Annotated in this window: 17 protein-coding genes; 5 read left to right on the forward strand and 12 right to left on the reverse strand. The window is 67.5% G+C overall.

The features are described from left to right. Positions 1-27: 27 nt before the first annotated feature. The 5 genes from PXD02_RS14200 to cyoA are packed head-to-tail and all read right to left on the reverse strand — an operon-like array spanning position 28 to position 4,942. Positions 28-711, reverse strand: coding sequence for an SURF1 family protein (locus tag PXD02_RS14200; protein WP_275104485.1), 684 nt, complete (start codon positions 709-711; stop codon positions 28-30). Continuing rightward, on the reverse strand, positions 708-1,124 hold the full coding sequence (cyoD, locus tag PXD02_RS14205) for a cytochrome o ubiquinol oxidase subunit IV (RefSeq protein WP_275104486.1): 417 nt from the start codon (positions 1,122-1,124) through the stop codon (positions 708-710). The genes PXD02_RS14200 and cyoD overlap by 4 nt, the downstream gene beginning before the upstream one ends. Next, a complete protein-coding gene (cyoC, locus tag PXD02_RS14210; protein ID WP_275104487.1) occupies positions 1,124-1,741 on the reverse strand; it encodes a cytochrome o ubiquinol oxidase subunit III in 618 nt (205 codons plus the stop codon). Before cyoC ends, cyoD begins: the two co-directional genes overlap by 1 nt. 3 nt (positions 1,742-1,744) lie before the next feature. Then, positions 1,745-3,751 carry a cytochrome o ubiquinol oxidase subunit I gene (cyoB, locus tag PXD02_RS14215; protein ID WP_275104488.1) on the reverse strand — a complete coding sequence of 669 codons (2,007 nt, stop codon included), beginning with the start codon at positions 3,749-3,751 and terminating at the stop codon, positions 1,745-1,747. Between the two features lie 12 nt (positions 3,752-3,763). Beyond that, positions 3,764-4,942, reverse strand: a complete 1,179-nt coding sequence (gene cyoA, locus PXD02_RS14220; protein WP_275104489.1) for a ubiquinol oxidase subunit II — start codon at positions 4,940-4,942, stop codon at positions 3,764-3,766. A 222-nt stretch (positions 4,943-5,164) separates the two neighbouring features. Here cyoA and PXD02_RS14225 point away from each other — a divergent pair, with 222 nt between their 5' ends. Continuing rightward, positions 5,165-6,484, forward strand: coding sequence for an MFS transporter (locus tag PXD02_RS14225; protein WP_275104490.1), 1,320 nt, complete (start codon positions 5,165-5,167; stop codon positions 6,482-6,484). A gap of 60 nt (positions 6,485-6,544) precedes the next feature. Here PXD02_RS14225 and PXD02_RS14230 read toward each other — a convergent pair whose 3' ends face one another. The 6 genes from PXD02_RS14230 to cls form a co-directional block, all read right to left on the reverse strand. Then, complete coding sequence (locus PXD02_RS14230; protein ID WP_473092087.1) at positions 6,545-8,701, reverse strand: malate synthase G; 2,157 nt, start codon at positions 8,699-8,701, stop codon at positions 6,545-6,547. 139 nt (positions 8,702-8,840) lie between these two features. After that, a complete protein-coding gene (locus tag PXD02_RS14235) occupies positions 8,841-10,082 on the reverse strand; it encodes an AI-2E family transporter (protein ID WP_275104492.1) in 1,242 nt (413 codons plus the stop codon). A 138-nt stretch (positions 10,083-10,220) separates the two neighbouring features. Next, positions 10,221-11,447, reverse strand: a complete 1,227-nt coding sequence (locus PXD02_RS14240) for a saccharopine dehydrogenase family protein (RefSeq protein WP_275104493.1) — start codon at positions 11,445-11,447, stop codon at positions 10,221-10,223. Positions 11,448-11,482: 35 nt separating this feature from the next. Further along, the gene (gene nspC / locus PXD02_RS14245; protein WP_275104494.1) at positions 11,483-12,583 is read right to left on the reverse strand and encodes a carboxynorspermidine decarboxylase; all 1,101 of its coding nucleotides are present in this window, start codon (positions 12,581-12,583) and stop codon (positions 11,483-11,485) included. 259 nt (positions 12,584-12,842) lie between these two features. After that, positions 12,843-13,121: a 4a-hydroxytetrahydrobiopterin dehydratase gene (locus PXD02_RS14250; protein ID WP_275104495.1), complete on the reverse strand. Its 279-nt coding sequence runs from the start codon at positions 13,119-13,121 to the stop codon at positions 12,843-12,845. A gap of 9 nt (positions 13,122-13,130) precedes the next feature. Next, positions 13,131-14,558, reverse strand: coding sequence for a cardiolipin synthase (gene cls, locus PXD02_RS14255; RefSeq protein WP_275104496.1), 1,428 nt, complete (start codon positions 14,556-14,558; stop codon positions 13,131-13,133). A 91-nt stretch (positions 14,559-14,649) separates the two neighbouring features. On the opposite strand from cls, the gene accD reads away from it, so the two are divergent. Next, positions 14,650-15,570, forward strand: coding sequence for an acetyl-CoA carboxylase, carboxyltransferase subunit beta (gene accD, locus PXD02_RS14260; RefSeq protein WP_275104497.1), 921 nt, complete (start codon positions 14,650-14,652; stop codon positions 15,568-15,570). Between the two features lie 62 nt (positions 15,571-15,632). Further along, complete coding sequence (locus PXD02_RS14265) at positions 15,633-16,904, forward strand: bifunctional folylpolyglutamate synthase/dihydrofolate synthase (RefSeq protein ID WP_275104498.1); 1,272 nt, start codon at positions 15,633-15,635, stop codon at positions 16,902-16,904. A 15-nt stretch (positions 16,905-16,919) separates the two neighbouring features. On the opposite strand, the gene zapE is transcribed toward PXD02_RS14265, so the two are convergent. After that, positions 16,920-18,017, reverse strand: coding sequence for a cell division protein ZapE (zapE, locus tag PXD02_RS14270; RefSeq protein WP_275104499.1), 1,098 nt, complete (start codon positions 18,015-18,017; stop codon positions 16,920-16,922). A gap of 100 nt (positions 18,018-18,117) precedes the next feature. On the opposite strand from zapE, the gene PXD02_RS14275 reads away from it, so the two are divergent. Further along, the gene (locus PXD02_RS14275; protein ID WP_275104500.1) at positions 18,118-18,765 is read left to right on the forward strand and encodes a 5'-methylthioadenosine/S-adenosylhomocysteine nucleosidase; all 648 of its coding nucleotides are present in this window, start codon (positions 18,118-18,120) and stop codon (positions 18,763-18,765) included. Between the two features lie 50 nt (positions 18,766-18,815). Then, on the forward strand, positions 18,816-20,612 hold the full coding sequence (locus PXD02_RS14280; RefSeq protein ID WP_275104501.1) for an ABC transporter transmembrane domain-containing protein: 1,797 nt from the start codon (positions 18,816-18,818) through the stop codon (positions 20,610-20,612). Positions 20,613-20,618: the final 6 nt, after the last annotated feature.

The raw sequence follows: 20,618 nt of genomic DNA on the forward strand, positions 1-20,618 counted from the left end.
TGGTCTGAACCCCGACCCCAGGGGCCATCAGCGGCGCAGGGCGCGCAGCGTCAGCACCGCAAGCAAGGCGGCCATCGCGAACCAGGTCAGCGCATAGGTCAGATGCGGATTGCGAAAGGCGATGACCGTCATGCCGCCGACGGGCTGGCCCTCGCCCACCCGGTCGGCGTCGATGAAATAGGGCGCGGCATCGGTCAGGCCCAGCGTGGCGGCGATGGCCTGGGTGTCGCGGGAATACCAGCGGCCCGCCTGCGGATCGTTGGCGCGCAGGAAGGCGCCGCCGGGCTGGGACATGCGCAGAAGCCCGGTCACGGCCCGCACGCCCGCAGGAAGCGGCCGGTCGTCGCGGCGGTCGGCGGCGACGAAGCCCCGGTTGACCAGAACCGGCCAGCCGCCTTCGGTCTGCAGCGGCGTCATCACCCAGAACCCCGCCCCGCGCTCCGTCACCGCCTGCACCAGAACGTCGCTGTCTGGAAGATAGTCCCCCGCCACCGTGACGCGGCGGTATTCGGCGTTCTCCTCGGTCAGCGCGTCCCATTCGGCCGGACCGGGCGCGGCCACCGGGGCCGCCGCCACCCGCGCATCGACGCGGGCGATCAGGTCGGTCTTCCAGGCCAGCCGCTGGATCTGCCAGAGGCCAAGCCCCATCAGCAGCAGAAAGACGATCCCCGCCGCGACCAGGACCGCGACGGGACGGCGGCGGGCGGTCACGACCCCAGGCCCGACGCCTCGTGATCCATCTGCGGCATCATGTTGACGTTCATGTGATACATGACCCACAGCGACCCGGCCAGCACGATGACCAGGATGACGACCGTGAAGATCAGCGCCATCATCGTCCAGCCCTCGTCGCTGCGCCCGTTCATGTGCAGGAAATAGACCATGTGGACGACGATCTGCACGAAGGCCAGCCCGACCACCACGGCGGCGGTCAGCAACCGGCTTTCGAACCCCCCGCCCATGACCACGGCAAAGGGGATCGCGGTCAGGATCGCCGACAGGACGAAGCCGGTCAGATAGGACCGGACGCTGCCGTGGTCGTGGCCGTCGTCGTGGTGATCGCCATGCCGTTCGCCGTGGCGGGTGGCGCGGTGCTTGTCGCCCTGGGCTTCAATCGAAGGCATCAGATCATCCCCAGCAGATAGACGAAGGTGAAGACGCCGATCCAGATCACGTCCAGGAAATGCCAGAACATCGACAGGCAGGACAGGCGCCGGCGGTTGGCAAGGGTCAAGCCCCGCTGGCCGACCTGGATCATCAGCGTGACCAGCCACAGGCAGCCGAAGGTGACATGCAGCCCGTGGGTGCCGACCAGCGTGAAGAAGGCCGACAGGAAGGCCGACCGCTGCGGCCCGGCGCCCAGGTGGATCAGGTGGCGGAACTCGTAGATCTCGATCCCCAGGAAGGCCAGGCCGAAGACCAGCGTCACCCCCAGCCAGCCCAGCGTGCCGCCCTTGTGGCCCTTGACCATGGCCAGCATCGCGAAGCCGTAGGTGATCGAGGACAGCAGCAGGAAGGCGGTGTTCAGCGCCACCAGTTCCAGGTCGAACAGATCCTTCGGCCCCGGACCGGCGGCATAGCTGCCGCCCAGCACCCCGAAGACCGCGAAGAGGACCGCGAACATCAGGCAGTCGCTCATCAGATAGACCCAGAAGCCGATGCCGGTGGACGCGCCCTCGTGATGGTGATGCGGCTCGACCTCCCAGAACTCGCCGGGGGGCTGTTGGGAAACGGTGCTCATGGATCAGGCCCCCACGCTTGCAAGGTGGCGGTCGCGGGCGTCCTCGGTCGCGCGGACCTCGGCGGCCGGGATGTGGTAGTCGCGGCCATAGTTGAAGCTATGGACGATGGCCGCGATCACCACCCCCGCGAAGGACAGCGCCGCCAGCCACCAGATATACCAGACCAGCGCGAAGCCGCAGATGGTGGCAAGGCCCGCGATGACGACGCCCGCGCCGGTATTCCTGGGCATGTGGATCGGCACATAGGCGGCGCGCGGCCGGGTCTTGCCGAACCGCTTCATGTCCCACCAGGTATCCAGCCCGTGGCTGACCGGGGTGAAGGCGAAGTTGTATGCGGGCGGCGGCGAGGATGTCGCCCATTCCAGCGTGCGCCCGTCCCAGGGATCGCCGGTCTGATCCCGCAACTGGTCGCGCCGGGCGATGGACACGCCGAACTGGATGAACATCGCCGCGATGCCGATGGCGATCAGCACCGCGCCGAAGGCCGCAATGGCGAACCAGATTTGCAGGCTGGGATCGTCGAAGACCCGCACCCGGCGCGTCACGCCCATCAGGCCCAGGATATACAGCGGCGCGAAGGCGACCCAGAAGCCCACCACCCAGAACCAGAAGCTGACCTTGCCCCAGAACGGATCCAGCCGGAAGCCGAAGGCCTTGGGCCACCAGTAATAAACCGCCGCGAACAGGCCGAACAGCACGCCGCCGATGATGACGTTGTGGAAATGCGCCACCAGGAACAGCGAGTTGTGCAGCACGAAATCGGCGGGCGGAACGGCCAGCAGCACCCCCGTCATGCCGCCGATCACGAAAGTCAGCATGAAGGCGATGGTCCACATCATCGGCAGTTCGAACCGGATGCGGCTGCGATACATGGTGAACAGCCAGTTGAAGATCTTGGCCCCCGTGGGGACCGAGATGATCATCGTGGTGATCCCGAAGAATGAGTTCACGGACGCCCCGGACCCCATCGTGAAGAAATGGTGCAGCCAGACCAGATAGGACAGGATGGTGATGCAGACCGTCGCATAGACCATCGAGGTATAGCCGAACAGCCGCTTGCCGGTGAATGTCGCCACCACCTCGGAATAGACGCCGAACAGGGGCAGGATCAGGATATAGACCTCGGGGTGGCCCCAGATCCAGATCAGGTTGATATACATCATGGCGTTGCCGCCAAGATCGTTGGTGAAGAAGTTGGTGCCCACGTATCGGTCCAGCGTCAGCAGGACCAGCGTCGCCGTCAGCACCGGGAAGGAGGCCACGATCAGGATGTTCGTGCACAGCGAGGTCCAGGTGAAGATCGGCATCCGCATCATGGTCATGCCGGGCGCGCGCATCTTGACGATCGTCACCAGCAGGTTGATGCCCGACAGCGTGGTCCCCACCCCCGCGACCTGAAGGCCCCAGATGTAGTAATCCACGCCCACATAGGGGCTGGCCCCCAGGCCCGACAGGGGCGGGAAGGCCAGCCAGCCGGTCTGCGCGAATTCGCCCAGGAACAGCGACATCATCGTCAGCACCGCGCCGCCGACCGTCATCCAGAAGCTGAAATTGTTCAGGAACGGGAACGACACGTCCCGCGCGCCGATCTGCAAGGGCACGACGAAGTTCATCAGCCCGGTCACGAAGGGCATCGCCACGAAGAAGATCATGATGACCCCATGGGCCGAGAAGATCTGGTCGTAGTGATGGGCGTTCAGATAGCCCTCGGATCCGTTGAAGGCCAGCACCTGTTGCAGGCGCATCATGATCGCGTCGGCAAAGCCGCGCACGAACATCACCAGCGCCAGCACGATATACATGATGCCGATCTTCTTGTGATCGACCGATGTGAACCATTCGTGCCACAGATACGACCACAGCCGATGCTTGTGCAGCAGCCACAGCATCGCCACGCCGCCGATGGCCACCACGACGCCGGTCGCCCAGATGATCGGATCGGCGGGGATCGCGTGCCAGTCCAGCCGGCCCAGCAGGAAGGTGGTTTCGATATGCGAGGGAACTGCCATCGTCGGATCCGCCTAGAGGTTCTGTCCCGCGCCCTGCGGCACGGATTGGGTCAACTGGTTCGGCTGTTTGCCCAGGATCCCCTGCGGCGTGTCCAGCCCCCGCCCGCGCATCGGCGACGGGTCGCGCGGCGCACTGTTTTCGGGCGGGGCGCTTGCCAGCATCCGGTCCAGTTCCTCGACCGTGCAGATGCCGGTCACCTGGAAGGGCGGCAGGCCCAGCACCGGGCGGGGGGTGCCGCGCCCCGGATCGGACAGCGCCGCGACATTGGCGATGCCCGGCAGGCCCAGCCCGCCTTGCGCGTCCAGGGCCATCATCTCGGCCATGCACATGCGGCCTTCCTCGACGCATATATTGACGACCCGGCTGAACAGTTGCGGATCGACCTGGGCAAAGGTCATGGGCGGCACGTTCTCGCTGGGCTTTTCAAGCTCCAGATAGCGGGCGCGGTCCAGGGTCTCACCGCTGCCGGCGGCCTGCGCGACCCAGTCCTCGAAGCCCGCATCGTCCAGCGCATGGGCCTTGAACCGCATCCCCGAAAAGCCGTGGCCGGAATAATGCGAGGCGAGGCCCTGGTATTCGCCGGGGTCATTGAACACCCCGTGCAGCGTCGTCTGCATTCCCGGCATGGCATAGATCATCCCCGCCATCGCCGGGATGTAGAAGGCGTTCATGACCGAGGTCGAGGTCAGCGTGAATTCGACCGGCCGGTCCACCGGCACGGCCAGTTCGTTGACCGCCGCCACGCCCTGTTCGGGATAGATGAACAGCCATTTCCAATCCATCGCCACGACCTGCACCTGAAGCGGCGCGGTCTCCCCGACCGGCTGGCCGGCGCTGATCCGGTCCAGCGGGCGATACGGATCCAGCAGATGCGTGCCGACCCAGGTCAGCGCGCCCAGGCAGACGATGATCAACAGCGGGATCGCCCAGATCACCAGTTCCAGCTTGGTCGAATGATCCCAGTCGGGATCATAGGTCGCCTTGCGGTTCGACGCGCGATAGCGCCAGGCGAACCACACGGTCAGCACCATCACCGGCAGGATGATGACCAGCATCAGGGCCGTCGACTGCACCAGCAGATGCGCCTGCCGGGCGGCGACATCGCCCGACGGGCGCAGCACGACCGCCTCGCATCCCGGCAACAGCAGGACCGGCGCGGCGAAGGCAAGACGTTTGAGAAGATGTATCATGTCCATGATCACCCCGTTGACCGCGCGAATCACGCGGTTGTGCAGGCGGCGACGCCCTGAGATCGCGGCCCGGATACCCGCCATGAGATAGATCAAACATACGACAATTTGTCGCGTATCCATCGGCGCCATTCTATAGCATGGCTGCAAGACCGCCGCGAATCCCACCGATGACGCGCTTGCCTTTCACGCCTTCTGGCCCAACCCCAAGTGGTTCCCGCAATGGTGACATCTGCCGAAACCCCTGCCCGCCCCCGCCATGGCAAGGATGCCGACGACATCCACGTCTCGCCTTCCGACATCGCGGTGGGGGTGGTGATCGGGCGGGCGTCGGAGTTCTTCGACTTCTTCGTCTTCGCCATCGCCTCGGTCATCGTGTTCCCGGCGCGGCTGTTTCCCTTCGCCGACCCGCTGACCGGAACGCTGCTGTCCTTCGGGCTGGTGCTGCTGGCCTTTGTCGCGCGGCCCGTCGGCACGGCGATCTTCATGTATGTCGACCGCAAGCAGGGCCGCGTGGCCAAGCTGACGCTGGCGCTGTTCCTGCTGGGCACCTCGACCGTGGCGATGGGGCTGGTGCCGTCCCATGCGGTGCTTGGCGAATGGGCCATCGTGGTCATGGCGCTGCTGCGGATCGGCCAGGGCCTTGCCATCGGCGGCAGCTGGGACGGCCTCGCCTCGCTTCTGGCGCTGAGCGCGCCGCCCAGGAAGCAGGGCTTCTATGCGATGATCCCGCAGCTTGGCGCACCCATCGGGCTGATCGTCGCGGCGCTGCTGTTTTCCTATCTGGTGTCGAACCTGTCGGAACAGGATTTCCTGGACTGGGGCTGGCGCTATCCGTTCTTCGTCGCCTTCTCGGTCAACGTGGTGGCGCTGTTCGCGCGGCTGCGCATCATCGCCTCGCCCGAGTTCCAGGCGGCGTTCGAGACCCGCGAATTGCAGCCCTCGCGCATCCGCGAGACCTTCCGCAGCGACTGGCGCGCGATCTGGCTGGCGTCCTTCGTGCCGCTGGCCAGCTTCGCGATGTTCCACATGGTGACGGTGTTCCCGCTGTCCTGGGTCTATCTGTATACCGAGGAGACGCTGACCTTCTTCCTGAACCTGACGGCGGTCAGCGCGGCCTTCGGCCTGGGATCGGTGCTGCTGTCGGGCTGGCTGGCGGACTGGTTCGGACGCCGCCGCGTGCTGATCTGGGGCGCGGCCGCCATCGGCGCCTTCAGCCTGATGGCGCCGCTGCTGCTGCAAGGCGGCAAGACCGGCGAATCGGTCTATATGATCGCGGGCTTCATGATCCTGGGGATCAGCTTCGGCCAGTCCTCGGGTGCGCTGGCGTCGATGTTCAACAGCCGCAACCGCTATACCGATTCCGCCTTCGCCTCGGCCCTGGGCTGGCTGTTCGGGGCGGGCCTGGCGCCGCTGACCGCGCTGTTCCTGTCAACGACGCTGGGGCTGTTCGCGGCGGGGCTGTACCTGCTGTCGGGGGCGGTCGCCACGGTGGTGGCGCTGTGGCTGGTGCGGCAGCTGGAGTTCCAGAAGCAGGGCTGATCCCGCCGCCCCGCCCGCAGGAAAACCCGCCGGTGCCGTCGCGCCGGCGGTTATCTGTCATCAGCCGCGCCGCAGCGCCTTGGCCTGCCTGCGCCGGGCATGCAGCGCCGGTTCGGTATAGCCCGAGGGCTGCGCGATCCCGGTCAGCACCAGATCGCGCGCGGCCTGGAAGGCCGGGCCATCGAAGCCGGGGGCCATCGGGGTATAGCCGGGATCGCCCGCGTTCTGCGCATCGACCTTCAGCGCCATGCGGCGCAGCGCATCCTCGACCTGATCGCGGCTGACCAGCCCCTGTTCCAGCCAGTTCGCCAGCAGCTGCGCGCTGATGCGGCAGGTGGCGCGATCCTCCATCAGCGGCACGTCGTCGATGTCGGGCACCTTCGAACAGCCGACGCCCTGATCGACCCAGCGGACCACATAGCCCAGGATCCCCTGCGCGCTGTTGTCCAGTTCGCGCAGGATCTGGTCCTGCGGCAGCGGCCTGTCGCCGACAAGCGCCGGGGTCAGCAGGACGTCCAGGTCGGGGACCGGCTGGCCTGCCAATTCGTCCTGGCGTGCGGTCACGTCGACCATATGGTAATGCAGCGCGTGCAGGGTCGCGGCCGTGGGGCTGGGCACCCAGGCGGTGTTGGCGCCCGCCTGCGGATGGGCGATCTTGGTCTCCAGCATCTCGGCCAGCGCGTCGGGTTTCGCCCACATGCCCTTGCCGATCTGTGCCCGGCCCCGCAGGCCCGCCGCCAGCCCGATGAGGACGTTGCGATCCTCGTATGCCTTCAGCCAGCCCGACCGGCGCGTGGCGTCCCGCCCGGCGAAGGCCCCCGCCTGCATCGAGGTATGGATCTCGTCCCCCGTGCGGTCCAGGAAGCCCGTGTTGATGAAGAACAGCCGGTTGCGCAGCGCGTGAAGGGTGGCGGCAAGGTTGGCGCTTGTGCGGCGCTCCTCGTCCATCAGGCCCAGCTTGACGCTGTTGGCGGGCAGGCCCAGGATCTCCTCGACGCGGGTGAAGGTCCGGTCGGCGAAGGCGGCCTCGTCCGGGCCGTGCATCTTGGGCTTGACGACATAGATGGCGCCGACGCGGCTGTTGCGCGGGCCTTCGGTCTTCTTCAGGTTATGGATCGCGCAGGCCACGGTGACCATGGCGTCCATCAGCCCCTCGGGCGTGTCCCGGCCGTTCAGGCGCACCGCGTCGGTGGTCATCAGCAGGCCCACGTTGCGCACCAGCAGCAGCGCCCGGCCCGGCAGGATGACGGTGCTGCCGTCGGGGCGCGTGACGATGCGGTCGGGGGCCAGGCGGCGGGTCATCGTCCTGCCGTTCTTTTCGAAACTGTCGGTCAGGTCGCCCTTCATCAGCCCCAGCCAGTTGGCATAGACGCCGACCTTGTCCTCGGCATCCACGGCCGCCACGCTGTCCTCGCAATCCTGGATCGCGGTCAGGGCGGCTTCCACCACCACGTCGCGCAGGCCCGAGGCCGAGGCCGCGCCGATGGGATGGTCGGGGTTGACGACCAGTTCGACATGCAGCCCGTTATGGCGCAGGACCAGCCCGGTCTCCACCCCCTCGACCCGGCGGCCCACGAAGGCCGAGGGATCGCGCAGCGTCACCTCGGACCGTTCGATCGTGGCCGTCAGCCCGCCGGCATCGGCGCGATAGCCCGACACCTCGGCATGGCTGCCGGTGGTCAGCGGGAAAGCCTCGTCCAGGAACTGCGCGGCACGGGCCACCACGGCGTCGCGGCGCGCCGGATCCAGGGGGCCGGGCGCCGGGGGCGGTCCCAGCACGTCGGATCCGTAAAGCGCGTCGTACAGCGACCCCCAGCGGGCATTGGCGGCGTTCAGCGCGAACCGGGCATTGCTGACCGGGACCACCAGTTGCGGGCCCGCGACCTGGGCGATTTCCGGGTCGATCCGGCCGTTGTCGATGGCAAAGGGCGCAGGCTCGGGCACCAGATAGCCGATCTCGGTCAGGAAGGCGCGATAGGCCGCCACGTCCCAGGGCTGATTGCCGCGCGCCTTGTGCCAGGCGTCGATCCGGCCCTGCAATTCGGCGCGGCGATCCAGCAGCGCCCGGTTTTCAGGCGCAAACTCGGCCAGCAGATCCGCATAGCCCGACCAGAAGCGGTCCGCATCCACCCCGGTGCCGGGAAGGACGCGGTTTTCCACGAAATCCGCAAGCTCCGTGGCCACGTCCAGGCCATGCCTTCGGGTAGAGGGGGTCACGCTCATCTGGATCATCTCCTTGGCCGGGGCAACGGTATGCCATCGCACACTTTGGCGCCTCCTTTACGGCAGGCGGGCTCCGTTTCCAAGTAGAGTGAAAAAATTTTCTGCGACTTGGAAAAACCCGGCGGCGTCAGGGTCAGGGCTTGGCATCCCCCTCGACCACCACATCGGGCACCACCTCGGCGGTGGCTTCGCGGGCTGCGGGTTCGTCCTCGGCCCCGCTGCCGACCTCGATGATGTCGCGGGCTTCCTCTTCGTCCTCGTCCTCGATGGCGGGGGGGTCTTCACCTGCCAGGAAGTTGCCGAATTTCTCCCATCCGGGGACATAGTCCGCCAGCACGCGCAGCACGACCAGGACCGGAACGGCGATGATCATGCCGATCACCGACCACAGCCAAGCCCACAGCGCCACCGCCAGGAACACCACCACCGTGTTCATCTGCAAGCGTCGCGACACGAAATAGGGCGTGATCACCTGCCCCTCCAGCGCGGTCAGCAGCATATAGCTGCCCGCGACCATCAGCGGCCAGAAGATCCCCGGCATCACCACCAGGGCGACGACGCCCGAGGTGACGACGCCCGTGATCGCCCCCAGATAGGGGATGAAGTTCAGGATGAAGGCGCCGATCCCGAACAGCAGCGCGCCGGGCAGCCCCCAGGCGAACATCGCCAGCCCCACGGCCAGCCCCAGCCCGGCATTGATGATGGTGATGGCGCCCAGGTAATTGCCCAGCGAATCCTCGATCTGGCGCAGGGCCAGATAGGCGCTGCGCTTTTCCGCCATGGAATCGAAGCTTTGCACGATCTTGAGATACAGCAGATCGCCCGAGGCCAGCATGAAGAACAGCAGAAACAGCGTGAAGACCACCTGGCCCGCGATGGCGGGGGTGAATTTCATCAAGGAGGTCAGCGGGCTGTCGCCGTTCTGTTCGACCGCGATGACGGCCTGCTGGTCCTCGCCGCCTGCCTGGACATTCTCGATCTCTTCCGCCGCCTGCTGAAGTTCCGCGAAGGATTCGCGCAGGTCGGTGAATTTTTCCTCAAGCTGGATCTTGATCGTGGGCAGGTTCCGCGCCGCCTGGTTGATCGGCCCGCTGGCCCCCAGGGCGACCAGGGCGACGGCGACCACCAGCCCCAGGCTGACGGCGGTGGCGGTCAGCGCGTCGGGGACGCCCCTGCGGCGGGCGAGGCGGCGCAGCGGCGTGAACACGAAGAACAGCAGCGCCGCCAGCGTGACCGGCATCAGGAAATCGCGCCCGGCGGCGATGGCGGCGAAGGCCATGATCAGGAAGATGCCGATGACGGCCCAGTTGGCCGCGCGCTCGCTGGCGCCGCTGCTGTCGGATCGGAAACGCGGAAAGCTGAATTTCTCGGCCATGATCCCCGCGCCCCCACGCACTTGTCACGGCGCCGAACGCAAGCGACGGCCCAGTCGTTCCGGGCCGCTGCGGGAAGGCGGTGGGAATGCCGCAGGAGTGCCGTGAGAATGGCGCGGGACTGCCGCGTCGCGGGCGGCTCAGATCGGGTGATCGCCCGTCGCGTCGATGACGCGGGTGGGCAGGCCCATCCGGCCCAGCAGTTCCAGGAAGGGCCGGGCGGGCAGATCCTCGACATTGACCATCGTCTTCACGTCCCAGGTGCCGCGCGCGACCAGGACCGCCGCCGCGACCGGGGGCACGCCCGCCGTATAGCTGATGCCTTGCGACCCGACCTCTTCGAAGGCCTGCTTGTGGTCAGCGACGTTATAGATGAAGACCTCGCCCGGCTTGCCGTCCAGGCTGCCCTTGACCAGATCGCCGATGCAGGTCTTGCCGGTGTAATCGGGCGCAAGGCTGGCCGGATCGGGCAGCACCGCCTTGACCACCTTCAGCGGCACGACCTCCAGCCCCTCGGCGGTCTTGACCGGCTGTTCGGACAGCAGGCCCAGGTTCTGCAAGACGGTGAAGACGTTGATATAATGGTCCCCGAAACCCATCCAGAACCGCACATCGGCATCCTTGTAGCGGGCCGACAGGCTGTGCACCTCGTCATGGCCGGACAGATAGGCTTTCTGCTTGCCGACGACCGGCAGATCCCATTCGCGGCCGATCTCGAACATCCTGTTCTCGCGCCATTCGCCGCCCTGCCAGGAATAGACGGTGCCGGTAAATTCGCGGAAATTGATCTCGGGGTCGAAATTCGTGGCGAACCAGCGGCCGTGAGAGCCCGCGTTGATGTCCACGATGTCGATGCTGTCGATCCTGTCGAAATACTCGTCCTCGGCCAGACGGGCATAGGCGTTGACCACGCCCGGATCGAAGCCCGCGCCCAGGATCGCGGTGATCCCGGCCCTGGCCACATCCTCGCGCCGGGTCCATTCGTAATTGCCATACCAGGGCGGCGTTTCGCAGATCTTGGCGGGATCCTCGTGGATGGCCGTGTCGATATAGGCGGCGCCCGCGCGGATGCAGCCTTCCAGCACGGTCATGTTGATGAAGGCCGTCCCGACATTGATGACGATCCCGGCGTCCAGTTGCCGGATCAGCGCCTCGACCGCGGCAGGATCCATCGCGTCCAGGGCATGGCTGGCAAAGGGCATCCGGTGGCCCTTGTCGCGCAGGGTCTGGATGATCGCATCAGCCTTGGATTGCGTGCGGTTGGCGATATGCAGGGCGCCGAATTCGGCGGCCGATTGCGCCACCTTGTGCGCCACGACTTGGGCGACGCCACCCGCGCCGATGATCAGGACGTTCTTCTTGGCCAATTGCGGATCCTTTCCGGGGTTGCAGAGAGGGTGCCTTACGAGAGGCTGGACTTGTAGTCTTCATAGGGGAAGCTGCGGACGGTGCGGATGGCCCCGTCCTCTTCCCGGATGGCGATGGCGGGCATGGCGACGCCGTTGAACCAGTTCTTCTTGACCATCGTATAGCCCGCCGCGTCGGCGATGCTGATGCGGTCGCCGACAGCCAGCGGGCGGTCGAAGTGCGCCTCGCCGAAGATGTCGCCCGCAAGGCAGGTCTTGCCCGCGATCTGGTATGCGTGATCGCCCGTCTGCGGCAGCTTGGCGGTTTCGCGATAGATCAGCAGGTCCAGCATATGCGCCTCGATGCTGCTGTCGACGATGGCCACCTGCTTGCCGTTGTCGATGATGTCCAGCACGCTGACCTCCAGCGTGGTGGTGCCGGTGATGCTGGCCTCGCCCGGTTCAAGGAACGCCTGGACGCCGAAGCGGTCCTGGAAGGCCTTCAGCCGGTCGGCGAGGCGGTCGATCGGATAGCCCTCGCCGGTGAAATGGATGCCGCCACCCAGGCTGACCCAGTCCAGGCGCTTGAGGATGGCGCCGAATTCGGTCTCGATCCGGGTCAGTTGCTGGTCGAACAGGTCGAAATCGCGGTTCTCGCAGTTATAGTGGATCATCACGCCGCTGATGCGGTCCAGGGCCGCCTCAAGGCGCGGCAGATCCCATTCGCCCAGGCGGCTGAAGGGCCGCGCGGGGTCGGCCAGATCGAAGCCGCTGGTCGAAAAGCGCGGGTTCAGCCGCAGGCCGCGCGCGATCCCGGCTGCCTTGTCGCCGAAACGGTCAAGCTGCGACAGGCTGTTGAAGATGATCTTGTCGGCATAGGAAATCGCCTCGTCGATCTCGTGATCGGCCCAGGCGACGGAATAGGCATGGGTCTCCTTGCCGAACTCCTCGTGCCCCAGGCGCAGTTCGAACAAGGACGACGAGGTCGTGCCGTCCATGTAGTCGCGCATCAGATCGAAGACCGACCAGGTGGCAAAGCACTTCAGCGCCAGCAGAGCCTTGGCCCCCGACGCCTCGCGAAGATGCGCGACCTTTTCCATGTTGCGGCGCAACGCGGACGTGTCGATCAGGTAGAAGGGCGTCTGCATCACGGCCATGCGGGAACCTTTGGGGTCGAAAGAGAAAGGGCCGATATAGCCACGACCCCGGCTTTTCGCAAGAAAGCGTGACAGCCGGGTGACTGCCGCGCGGCCGTCCGCCGCCAGCCGCCAGCGTTTCAGCAGATGCCGTTCGGCGCGCGGCTGCGCGGCCCCGGCCCGCAGGTCGTCGGAACCGCGACAACGACCGATGCAGAAGCCGCGCCCGGCCGGTCCGGGGGCGGTCCATCCCCCTCAGGTCCATCTGGCGGCAGATCCCCTATCCGACCAGGGCGTCCAGATGGGCGGCGGCGGCCAAATCCGCCTCGGTCAGCCCGCCCGCGTCATGGGTGGTAAACGACACCTGGCAATAGCCCCAGCCGAAGGCCACGTCGGGGTGATGGCCGCGCTTGTTGCCAAGCCAGGCGGCCAGGTTCGCCATCTCGACCGCCTTGGCGAAGCCCTTGAAATCGAAGCGCCGGATGATCGCCCGGCCGTCCGGCGAAAGCTGCCAGCCGTCCAGGGATTCCAGCCGTGCCGTTATCTTGTCGGTATCCATGTCCCCTCCTCACAGCAATGGCGAGGCCAGCGCCAGCAGGTTGTTGCGCAGCCGGCGCAGGACCGACCAGTTGCGGACCTCGTCCAGCGTGATCTCGCGCGCGCGCTCGGCATAGCTGTCCTGCCGCGCGTCCAGTTCCGCCACGAATTCCCGGTCGAACACCGCCATGTTCACCTCATAGTTCAGCTCGAAGCTGCGGCGGTCCAGGTTGGCGCTGCCGACCATGCCCATGCGGCCGTCGACCGTCAGGATCTTGGAATGCAGCAACCCGTCCTGGAACAGCATGATCCGCGCGCCCGCCGACAGCAGACCGTAATAGAAGCCCTGGCTGGTCGCGCCGACGACCAGGGAATCGTTGCGGGCGGGCAGGATCATCGTCACCTCGACCCCGCGCCGGGCGGCGGCGCGGATCGCGGCATCCAGCGCCACGTCGGGCACGTAATAGGGCGTGGTGATCACCACCCGGTCGCGCGCCGCGTGCAGCATCCCCGCCAGGCAGTCGGAAATCGACCCCTGCCGCCGGTCCGGCCCGGTGGGGATGACCTGCGCGACCTCTCCGGGATCGGCGACCGGTGCCACGGGTTGCAGCATGTCGCCCAGATCCTTGCCGGTATAGCTCATCCAGTCGCCCAGAAAGACCGACTGGAACTGCCGCACGACGGGGCCTTCGACCGACATCAGGATATCGACCCAGGGCGCGAAGCGCGGCTTGATGGCAAAGGCCATGTCGGCGCAGTTGCGGCTGCCCGAAAAGGCGACGCTGTTGTCCACGACCAGGATCTTGCGGTGGTTGCGCAGATCCAGCCTGCGGAACAGCACGCTGATGAAGGGCAGCCCCCAGGGAAAGGCGGTGACGCATTCGGCGCCCGCGTCCTGCATCCGCGTCCACAGCGCCGACCGGGCCAGCAAACGCGAGCCGAGCGCGTCGACGATCACCCGGCATTCCACGCCGCGCTGCGCGGCGCGGGCCACGGCCTCGGCGACCTTGCCGCCCGAATGGTCGGGCAGCCAGATATAGAACAGGATATGGACGTGATCCCTGGCCCGGTCGATGGCGTCGATCATCCGGTCGATGGCCTCGTCGCCCTCGTCCAGCAGGTGGATGCGGTTGCCCGACAGCGCCGACATGCCGCCCACGGCCGCATTGGCCGCGACCACCGGCTGGGCGTAATCGGGCGGCTCGGCGATGACGGCGGGGTTGGGGACGCGCAGGTTGGTCAGCCGGTCGCGCACGTCGGCCATGCGCTGGACCTCGGCCTGGTTCATCCGCACCTCTCCGAACAGGACATAGGCCAGGATGCCGACCAAGGGCACCGCCTCGATCACCATGATCCAGGCCAGCCGCACCGACGGGTCCAGCCGCGGACGGATCAGCACCCGCGCGATCAGGGCCAGTGTGACCGTCGTGTGAAGGATGACAAGAAACGAGGCCCACATGCCGCGCATCATTCCCGCGCGCCACGGCAATTGCAATTCCCCCCGTCGCGGCCTATCTCGGGGACTTGAAAGCAGCAGGGGCCGCCCGCGAATGAACTGGATCACCAACTATGTCCGTCCGCGCATCAATTCGCTGTTCTCGCGCCGCGAGGTGCCCGAGAACCTGTGGACAAAATGCCCCGAATGCGGGACGATGCTGTTCCACCGCGAATTGTCGGACAACCTGAACGTCTGCACGAATTGCGGCCACCACCTGGCGATCAGCCCGCGCGACCGCTTCACGGCGCTGTTCGACGGCGGCGCCTTCCTGGACGTGAAGGTGCCCGAACCGATCGCCGACCCGCTGGGCTTCCGCGACCAGAAGAAATACCCCGACCGCATGAAGGCCGCGCAAAAGGCCACCGGCGAGAAAGAGGCGATGCTGGTCGCCGAGGGCGAGATCGGCCGCACCCCGATCATCGCCGCCGCCCAGGATTTCAGCTTCATGGGCGGGTCGATGGGCATGTATGTCGGCAACGCCCTCGTCGCCGCCGCCGAACGGGCGGTCAAGACGAAACGCCCGCTGGTGCTGTTCTCGGCCGCAGGCGGCGCGCGGATGCAGGAAGGCATCCTGTCGCTGATGCAGATGCCCCGCACCACGGTGGCGGTGGAAATGCTGCGCGAAGCCGGGCTGCCCTATATCGTCGTGCTGACCCATCCGACCACCGGCGGCGTCACCGCCAGCTATGCGATGCTGGGCGACATCCAGATCGCCGAACCCAACGCCCTGATCTGCTTCGCCGGACCCCGCGTCATCGAACAGACCATCCGCGAAAAGCTGCCCGAGGGCTTCCAGCGGGCCGAATACCTGCTGGAACACGGGATGCTGGATCGGGTGACGCATCGCAAGCATCTGCGCGACGAGCTGATCTCGATCCTGCGGATGGTCGGCCGGATGCCCGCGCCGACCCGCGCCGCCCTGCCGGCGCCCGCGCCGGAACCCGCCCGACCCGAACCGGCACAGGCCGACTAGGCTTCTTTTTCACGCAAATATCCTCGGGGGTCCGGGGGCAGACAGCCCCCGGCTTGTGCCGCATGAGCCATTCCGACGCCATCCTCGACCGCCTGATGGCGCTGCATCCCAAGGTCATCGACCTGTCGCTGGACCGGATGCACCGCCTGCTTGCGGCATTGGGCAACCCCGAACGCCGCATCCCACCGGTGATCCATATCGCAGGCACCAACGGCAAGGGCAGCACCCAGGCGATGATCCGCGCCGGGCTTCAGGCCGGGGGGGCGCGGGTCCATGCCTATACCTCGCCGCATCTGGCGCGGTTCCACGAACGCATCCGCCTGGCGGGCGACCTGATCGCCGAAGCCGACCTCGCCGTGACGCTGGAGGAATGCGAGGCCGCGAATGCCGGCCAGCCGATCACCTTCTTCGAGATCACCACGGCGGCGGCCTTCCTGGCCTTCTCGCGCAGACCCGCCGACCATACCCTGCTGGAGGTCGGGCTGGGCGGCAGGCTGGATGCGACGAACGTGATCGACGCACCCCGCCTGACGGTCATCACCCCGGTCAGCATCGACCATACGCAATATCTGGGCGACACCCTGCCGCTGATCGCCGCCGAAAAGGCGGGCATCATCAAGCGCGGCGTGCCGGTGATCGTCGGCCCGCAGCAGGACGAGGCCCTGCGGGTGATCGAGGCGAAAGCCCTGGGCCTGACGGCGCCGGTCCTGGCCCAGGGCCAGCACTGGATGGCCGCACCCGAACGCGGCGGCATGGTCTATCAGGACGATCACGGGCTGTGGGATCTGCCGCTGCCGAACCTGATCGGCCCGCACCAGATCCAGAACGCGGGCACCGCCCTTGCCGCGCTGCGCCAGTTGGGCGCGACCGACGCCCAGGCCCGCGCGGCGGTCACGCAGGCCGAATGGCCCGCCCGGATGCAGCGGTTGCGCCACGGCCCCCTGGTCGATCTGGCAGGCCCGCAGGCCGAACTCTGGCTGGACGGCGGCCATAACCCGGCAGGGGGCGAGGCCCTGGCCGCGACCCTTGCCGCCATGCCGCCCCGCCCGACGCATCTGGTCTGCGGGATGCTGAACACCAAGGACATCGCGGGCTATCTGCGGCCGCTGGCGCCCCATGCCTGTTCCCTCACCGCCATCGACATTCCGGGTGAACCGAACACTCTGCCGGCCGAGACAACGGCGGGGGTGGCGGCCAGCGTGGGCATGATCTCGGGGGTGGCGGCGGATGCGGGGACGGCGATCGCGGCGATCGCGGGCCGCGACCCCAAGGCGCGGATCCTGATCTGCGGATCGCTGTATCTGGCGGGCCGGGTGCTGCGCGAGAACGGCTGATCCGGCGAGAGGCGGTCAGTCCGCCTGTTGCCCCCAATCCGCGTCCTGCATTTCCCGCAACCGGCTGGCGGTGCGCTCGAATTCGAAGCTGCCTTCGCCCTCGTTATACAACTGCTCGGGCTGGTCGGCGCCGCTGGCGATCAGCCGCACCTTCGCCTCATAGAGCGCGTCGATCAGCGTGACGAAGCGCTTGGCCTCGTTGTAGTTCGACGCCGACAGGCGCGGGATGCCGTCGATCATCAGCACCCGAACCGCGCGCGACAGGGCCAGGTAATCCGCCGGTCCCAGCGGCTTGCCGCACAGATCCCAGAAACCGGCCCGCCCGACGCCATCCGCGAACAGCGGCAGATCAAAGCCGCGCCCGCCGACCTCGATCCGGCGCGGCGCGCCCTCGCCCCCGGTCAGGTCGTCCCAGACCCCGTCCATGGCGGCCTTGGCGGCGGCATCGGCGGGGCAGAACCACACCTGCCCGCCCGTCGTCCTGCCCTGCCGGTGATCGACCTGGCTGTCCAGGCACACGACCTCCAGCCGCTGGCGGATCAGGTCGATGAAGGGCAGGAACAACTGCCGGTTCAGCCCATGCTTGTACAGATCCTCGGGCACCCGGTTCGAGGTGGTGACGATCACCACCCCCTGTTCCAGCAGCACCTGAAACAGCCGCCCGACGATCATCGCGTTGGCGATGTCGGTGATCTGCATCTCGTCAAAGCACAGCAGCCGGACCCTGGCCGCGACCTCCATGGCGACGGGGCGCACGGTGTCCTGGTCGCCGCGCAGGCGGGCGCGGTTCAGCCCGGCCTGGATCTCCTGCATGAATTCGTGGAAATGCACGCGCCGCACGGGAACCGGCGCGGCCTCGGCCATCAGGTCCATCAGCATCGACTTGCCGCGCCCGACGCCGCCCCACAGATACAGCCCGCGGGCGGCGGGCGCGGGCGGCGGGCTGCCGACGCCCAGGAAGACCCGCCAGGCCGACCGCCTTTCCGGGACCGGCGCGGCGGCGATGTCGTCCACCACCCGGTCCAGATGCGGCAGGACCGATTGCTGCGCGGCGTCGGGGCGGATCCGACCCTCTGCCACGCGCTGCCGATAAAGATCGCTGACCTTGCCCATGGCGCGCCCTTGCCACGGTTGGCCGCCGCCCCGCAAGACCCAATGCTTGACCGCCCGCCGCCGCCTGTGCCACCCCTGCCCCGACAGCGCGAGAGGTTCCATGACCAAGACCCCCACCCTGATCGCGGACATTCCCGTCCTGTTCGTGATGGCGGCCAAGGCCGAATACGGCCCGGCCCTGCGCGCCCGGATCGACCCGCTGATCACCGGCATCGGCCCGGTCGAGGGCGCGGTGCAGCTGACCGCCGCCCTGGCCGCGATGCCCGCCCTGCCCCGGCTGATCGTGTCGCTGGGATCGGCCGGGTCGGCGCGGCTGGAACAGGCCGAGGTCTATCAGGCCACGGCGGTCGCCTATCGCGACATGGACGCCTCGGCCCTGGGATTCGAAAAGGGGCGGACGCCGTTCCTGGCCCTGCCGGTCCGCGTCGATTTGCCCCACCACATCGACGGGATCGCCACGGCGACGCTGTCCACCGGGGCGAATATCCTCAGCGGCCCCGCCTATGACGCCGTGGCCGAGGACATGGTGGACATGGAAACCTTCGCCCATCTGCGCGCGGCCCAGCATTTCGGGGTGCCGCTGATCGGATTGCGCGGCATTTCCGACGGCGCGGCCGAGTTGCAGCACCTGTCGGACTGGACGCAATACCTGCATGTCATCGACGAAAAGCTGGCCCTGGCGGTGGACCGGATCGCCGATCAGCTTGCGGACGGAAGTCTGATCCCCGGCGCCCCGCGCTTGTCCTGACCGCCGCCAGCCCCTAAACGCAGGGGGCGCAGCTTCCGGACAAGGCAGACATGGCACGCGGCACGACGATCATTTCCGACCGGCCCTCCAGCAGGCGGGTGGGCGCCCTGGGCGCGCTGTGGCCGTTCCTGCGGCCCTATCGCGTGCAGGTGGTGCTGGCGCTGTTCGCGCTGGCCGCGACCTCGGCGATCAGCCTGATCCTGCCGCTGGCCGCGCGCCGCGTGGTGGACAATTTCGACGATGGCGCGGGGCTGCTGGACGAATATTTCGGCGCCGCGCTGATCATCGTGGCGCTGCTGGCCCTGGGCACGGCGGCGCGGTATTACTTTGTCACCCGCCTGGGCGAACGGGTCGTGGCCGACATCCGCAAGGCGGTCTTCGCGCGCGTCATCACCCTGTCCCCGGCCTTTTTCGAACGCGTGATGACCGGAGAGATCCTGTCGCGCATCACCACCGACACCACGCTGATCCAGTCGGTGATCGGGTCGTCGCTGTCCATCGCGCTGCGCAACATGATCATCCTGGCCGGCGGCATGGCGATGCTGGCCTTCACCTCGCTGAAGCTGATGGGGCTGGTCCTGCTGATGATCCCGGTGATCCTGGTGCCGATCATCGTGCTGGGCCGCCGGTTGCGCGGGCTGTCGCGCAAGGCCCAGGACTGGATCGCCGCGTCCTCCGGCGCCGCGTCCGAGACGCTGCTGGCCGCGCAGACGGTGCAGGCCTATACGCATGAGGGCCGCAGCATCGCGCGCTTCGACGAGGTGACCGAACGGTCCTTCGACGTGGCGCTGACGCGGATCCGCACGCGGGCGCTGATGACGGCCATCGTGATCTTCCTGATCTTCGCGGGCGTGATCGGCGTGTTGTGGATCGGCGCGCGCGACGTCCAGACCGGGGCGATGACCGCCGGGCAGCTGGTGCAGTTCGTGATCTATGCGATCCTGGTGGCCGGATCGACCGGCGCCCTGTCCGAGATCTGGGGCGAGCTGCAGCGCGCGGCGGGCGCCACCGAACGGCTGGGCGAGTTGCTGGCGGCCGAGGACGCGCTGACCGATCCCGCCCGACCGGTTCCCCTGCCCCGCCCGGTGCGCGGCCGGATCACCCTGGAGGGAGTCGGCTTCCACTATCCCACCCGGCCCGACGTCTCGGCCCTAGAGGGGGTCAGCCTGGCCATCCAGCCCGGCGAGACGGTGGCCCTGGTCGGCCCGTCCGGCGCGGGCAAGACGACCGTGATCCAGTTGATCCAGCGGTTCTGGGATCCGCAGTCGGGCCGCGTCACGCTGGACGGCATCGACCTGCGCGACATGGCGCGCGCCGATTTCCGGCAGGCGATCGCCCTGGTTCCGCAGGATCCGGTGATCTTCGCGGCGACGGCCCTGGACAACATCCGCCTGGGCCGCCCCGACGCCTCGCCTTCCGAAGTCCAGGCCGCGGCTCGCGCCGCCCATGCCCATGACTTCATCAGCACCCTGCCGCAGGGATACGACACGCCGCTGGGCGAACGCGGCGTCATGCTGTCGGGCGGCCAGCGCCAGCGCATCGCCATCGCCCGCGCGATCCTGCGCGACGCCCCGGTCCTGCTGCTGGACGAGGCGACAAGCGCCCTGGACGCGGAATCCGAATCGCTGGTCCAGGCGGCCGTCAACCGTCTGTCGGAAGGCCGCACCACGGTCGTCGTGGCGCACAGGCTGGCCACGGTGAAGAAGGCCGACCGCATCGTGGTCTTCGACGGCGGCCGGATCGTGGCCCAAGGCACCCATGACGCCCTGGTGGCCGAGGGCGGGCTTTACGCCCGGCTGGCGCGGATGCAGTTCATGGACACGCCCAGCCTGCCGGAACCCGCCTGACCGGCG

It is taken from the genome of Paracoccus sp. S3-43 (genome assembly GCF_029027965.1).
In the GTDB taxonomy this organism is placed as follows: domain Bacteria; phylum Pseudomonadota; class Alphaproteobacteria; order Rhodobacterales; family Rhodobacteraceae; genus Paracoccus.

Bases quoted from the DNA above. Each gene is read 5' to 3' on its own strand.
- cyoD (WP_275104486.1), bottom strand. From the start codon at position 1,124: ATGCCTTCGATTGAAGCCCAGGGCGACAAGCACCGCGCCACCCGCCAC.
- cyoC (WP_275104487.1), bottom strand. From the start codon at position 1,741: ATGAGCACCGTTTCCCAACAGCCCCCCGGCGAGTTCTGGGAGGTCGAG.
- cyoB (WP_275104488.1), bottom strand. From the start codon at position 3,751: ATGGCAGTTCCCTCGCATATCGAAACCACCTTCCTGCTGGGCCGGCTG.
- cyoA (WP_275104489.1), bottom strand. From the start codon at position 4,942: ATGATACATCTTCTCAAACGTCTTGCCTTCGCCGCGCCGGTCCTGCTG.
- PXD02_RS14225 (WP_275104490.1), top strand. From the start codon at position 5,165: ATGGTGACATCTGCCGAAACCCCTGCCCGCCCCCGCCATGGCAAGGAT.
- PXD02_RS14235 (WP_275104492.1), bottom strand. From the start codon at position 10,082: ATGGCCGAGAAATTCAGCTTTCCGCGTTTCCGATCCGACAGCAGCGGC.
- nspC (WP_275104494.1), bottom strand. From the start codon at position 12,583: ATGGCCGTGATGCAGACGCCCTTCTACCTGATCGACACGTCCGCGTTG.
- PXD02_RS14250 (WP_275104495.1), bottom strand. From the start codon at position 13,121: ATGGATACCGACAAGATAACGGCACGGCTGGAATCCCTGGACGGCTGG.
- cls (WP_275104496.1), bottom strand. From the start codon at position 14,558: ATGTGGGCCTCGTTTCTTGTCATCCTTCACACGACGGTCACACTGGCC.
- accD (WP_275104497.1), top strand. From the start codon at position 14,650: ATGAACTGGATCACCAACTATGTCCGTCCGCGCATCAATTCGCTGTTC.
- PXD02_RS14265 (WP_275104498.1), top strand. From the start codon at position 15,633: ATGAGCCATTCCGACGCCATCCTCGACCGCCTGATGGCGCTGCATCCC.
- zapE (WP_275104499.1), bottom strand. From the start codon at position 18,017: ATGGGCAAGGTCAGCGATCTTTATCGGCAGCGCGTGGCAGAGGGTCGG.
- PXD02_RS14275 (WP_275104500.1), top strand. From the start codon at position 18,118: ATGACCAAGACCCCCACCCTGATCGCGGACATTCCCGTCCTGTTCGTG.
- PXD02_RS14280 (WP_275104501.1), top strand. From the start codon at position 18,816: ATGGCACGCGGCACGACGATCATTTCCGACCGGCCCTCCAGCAGGCGG.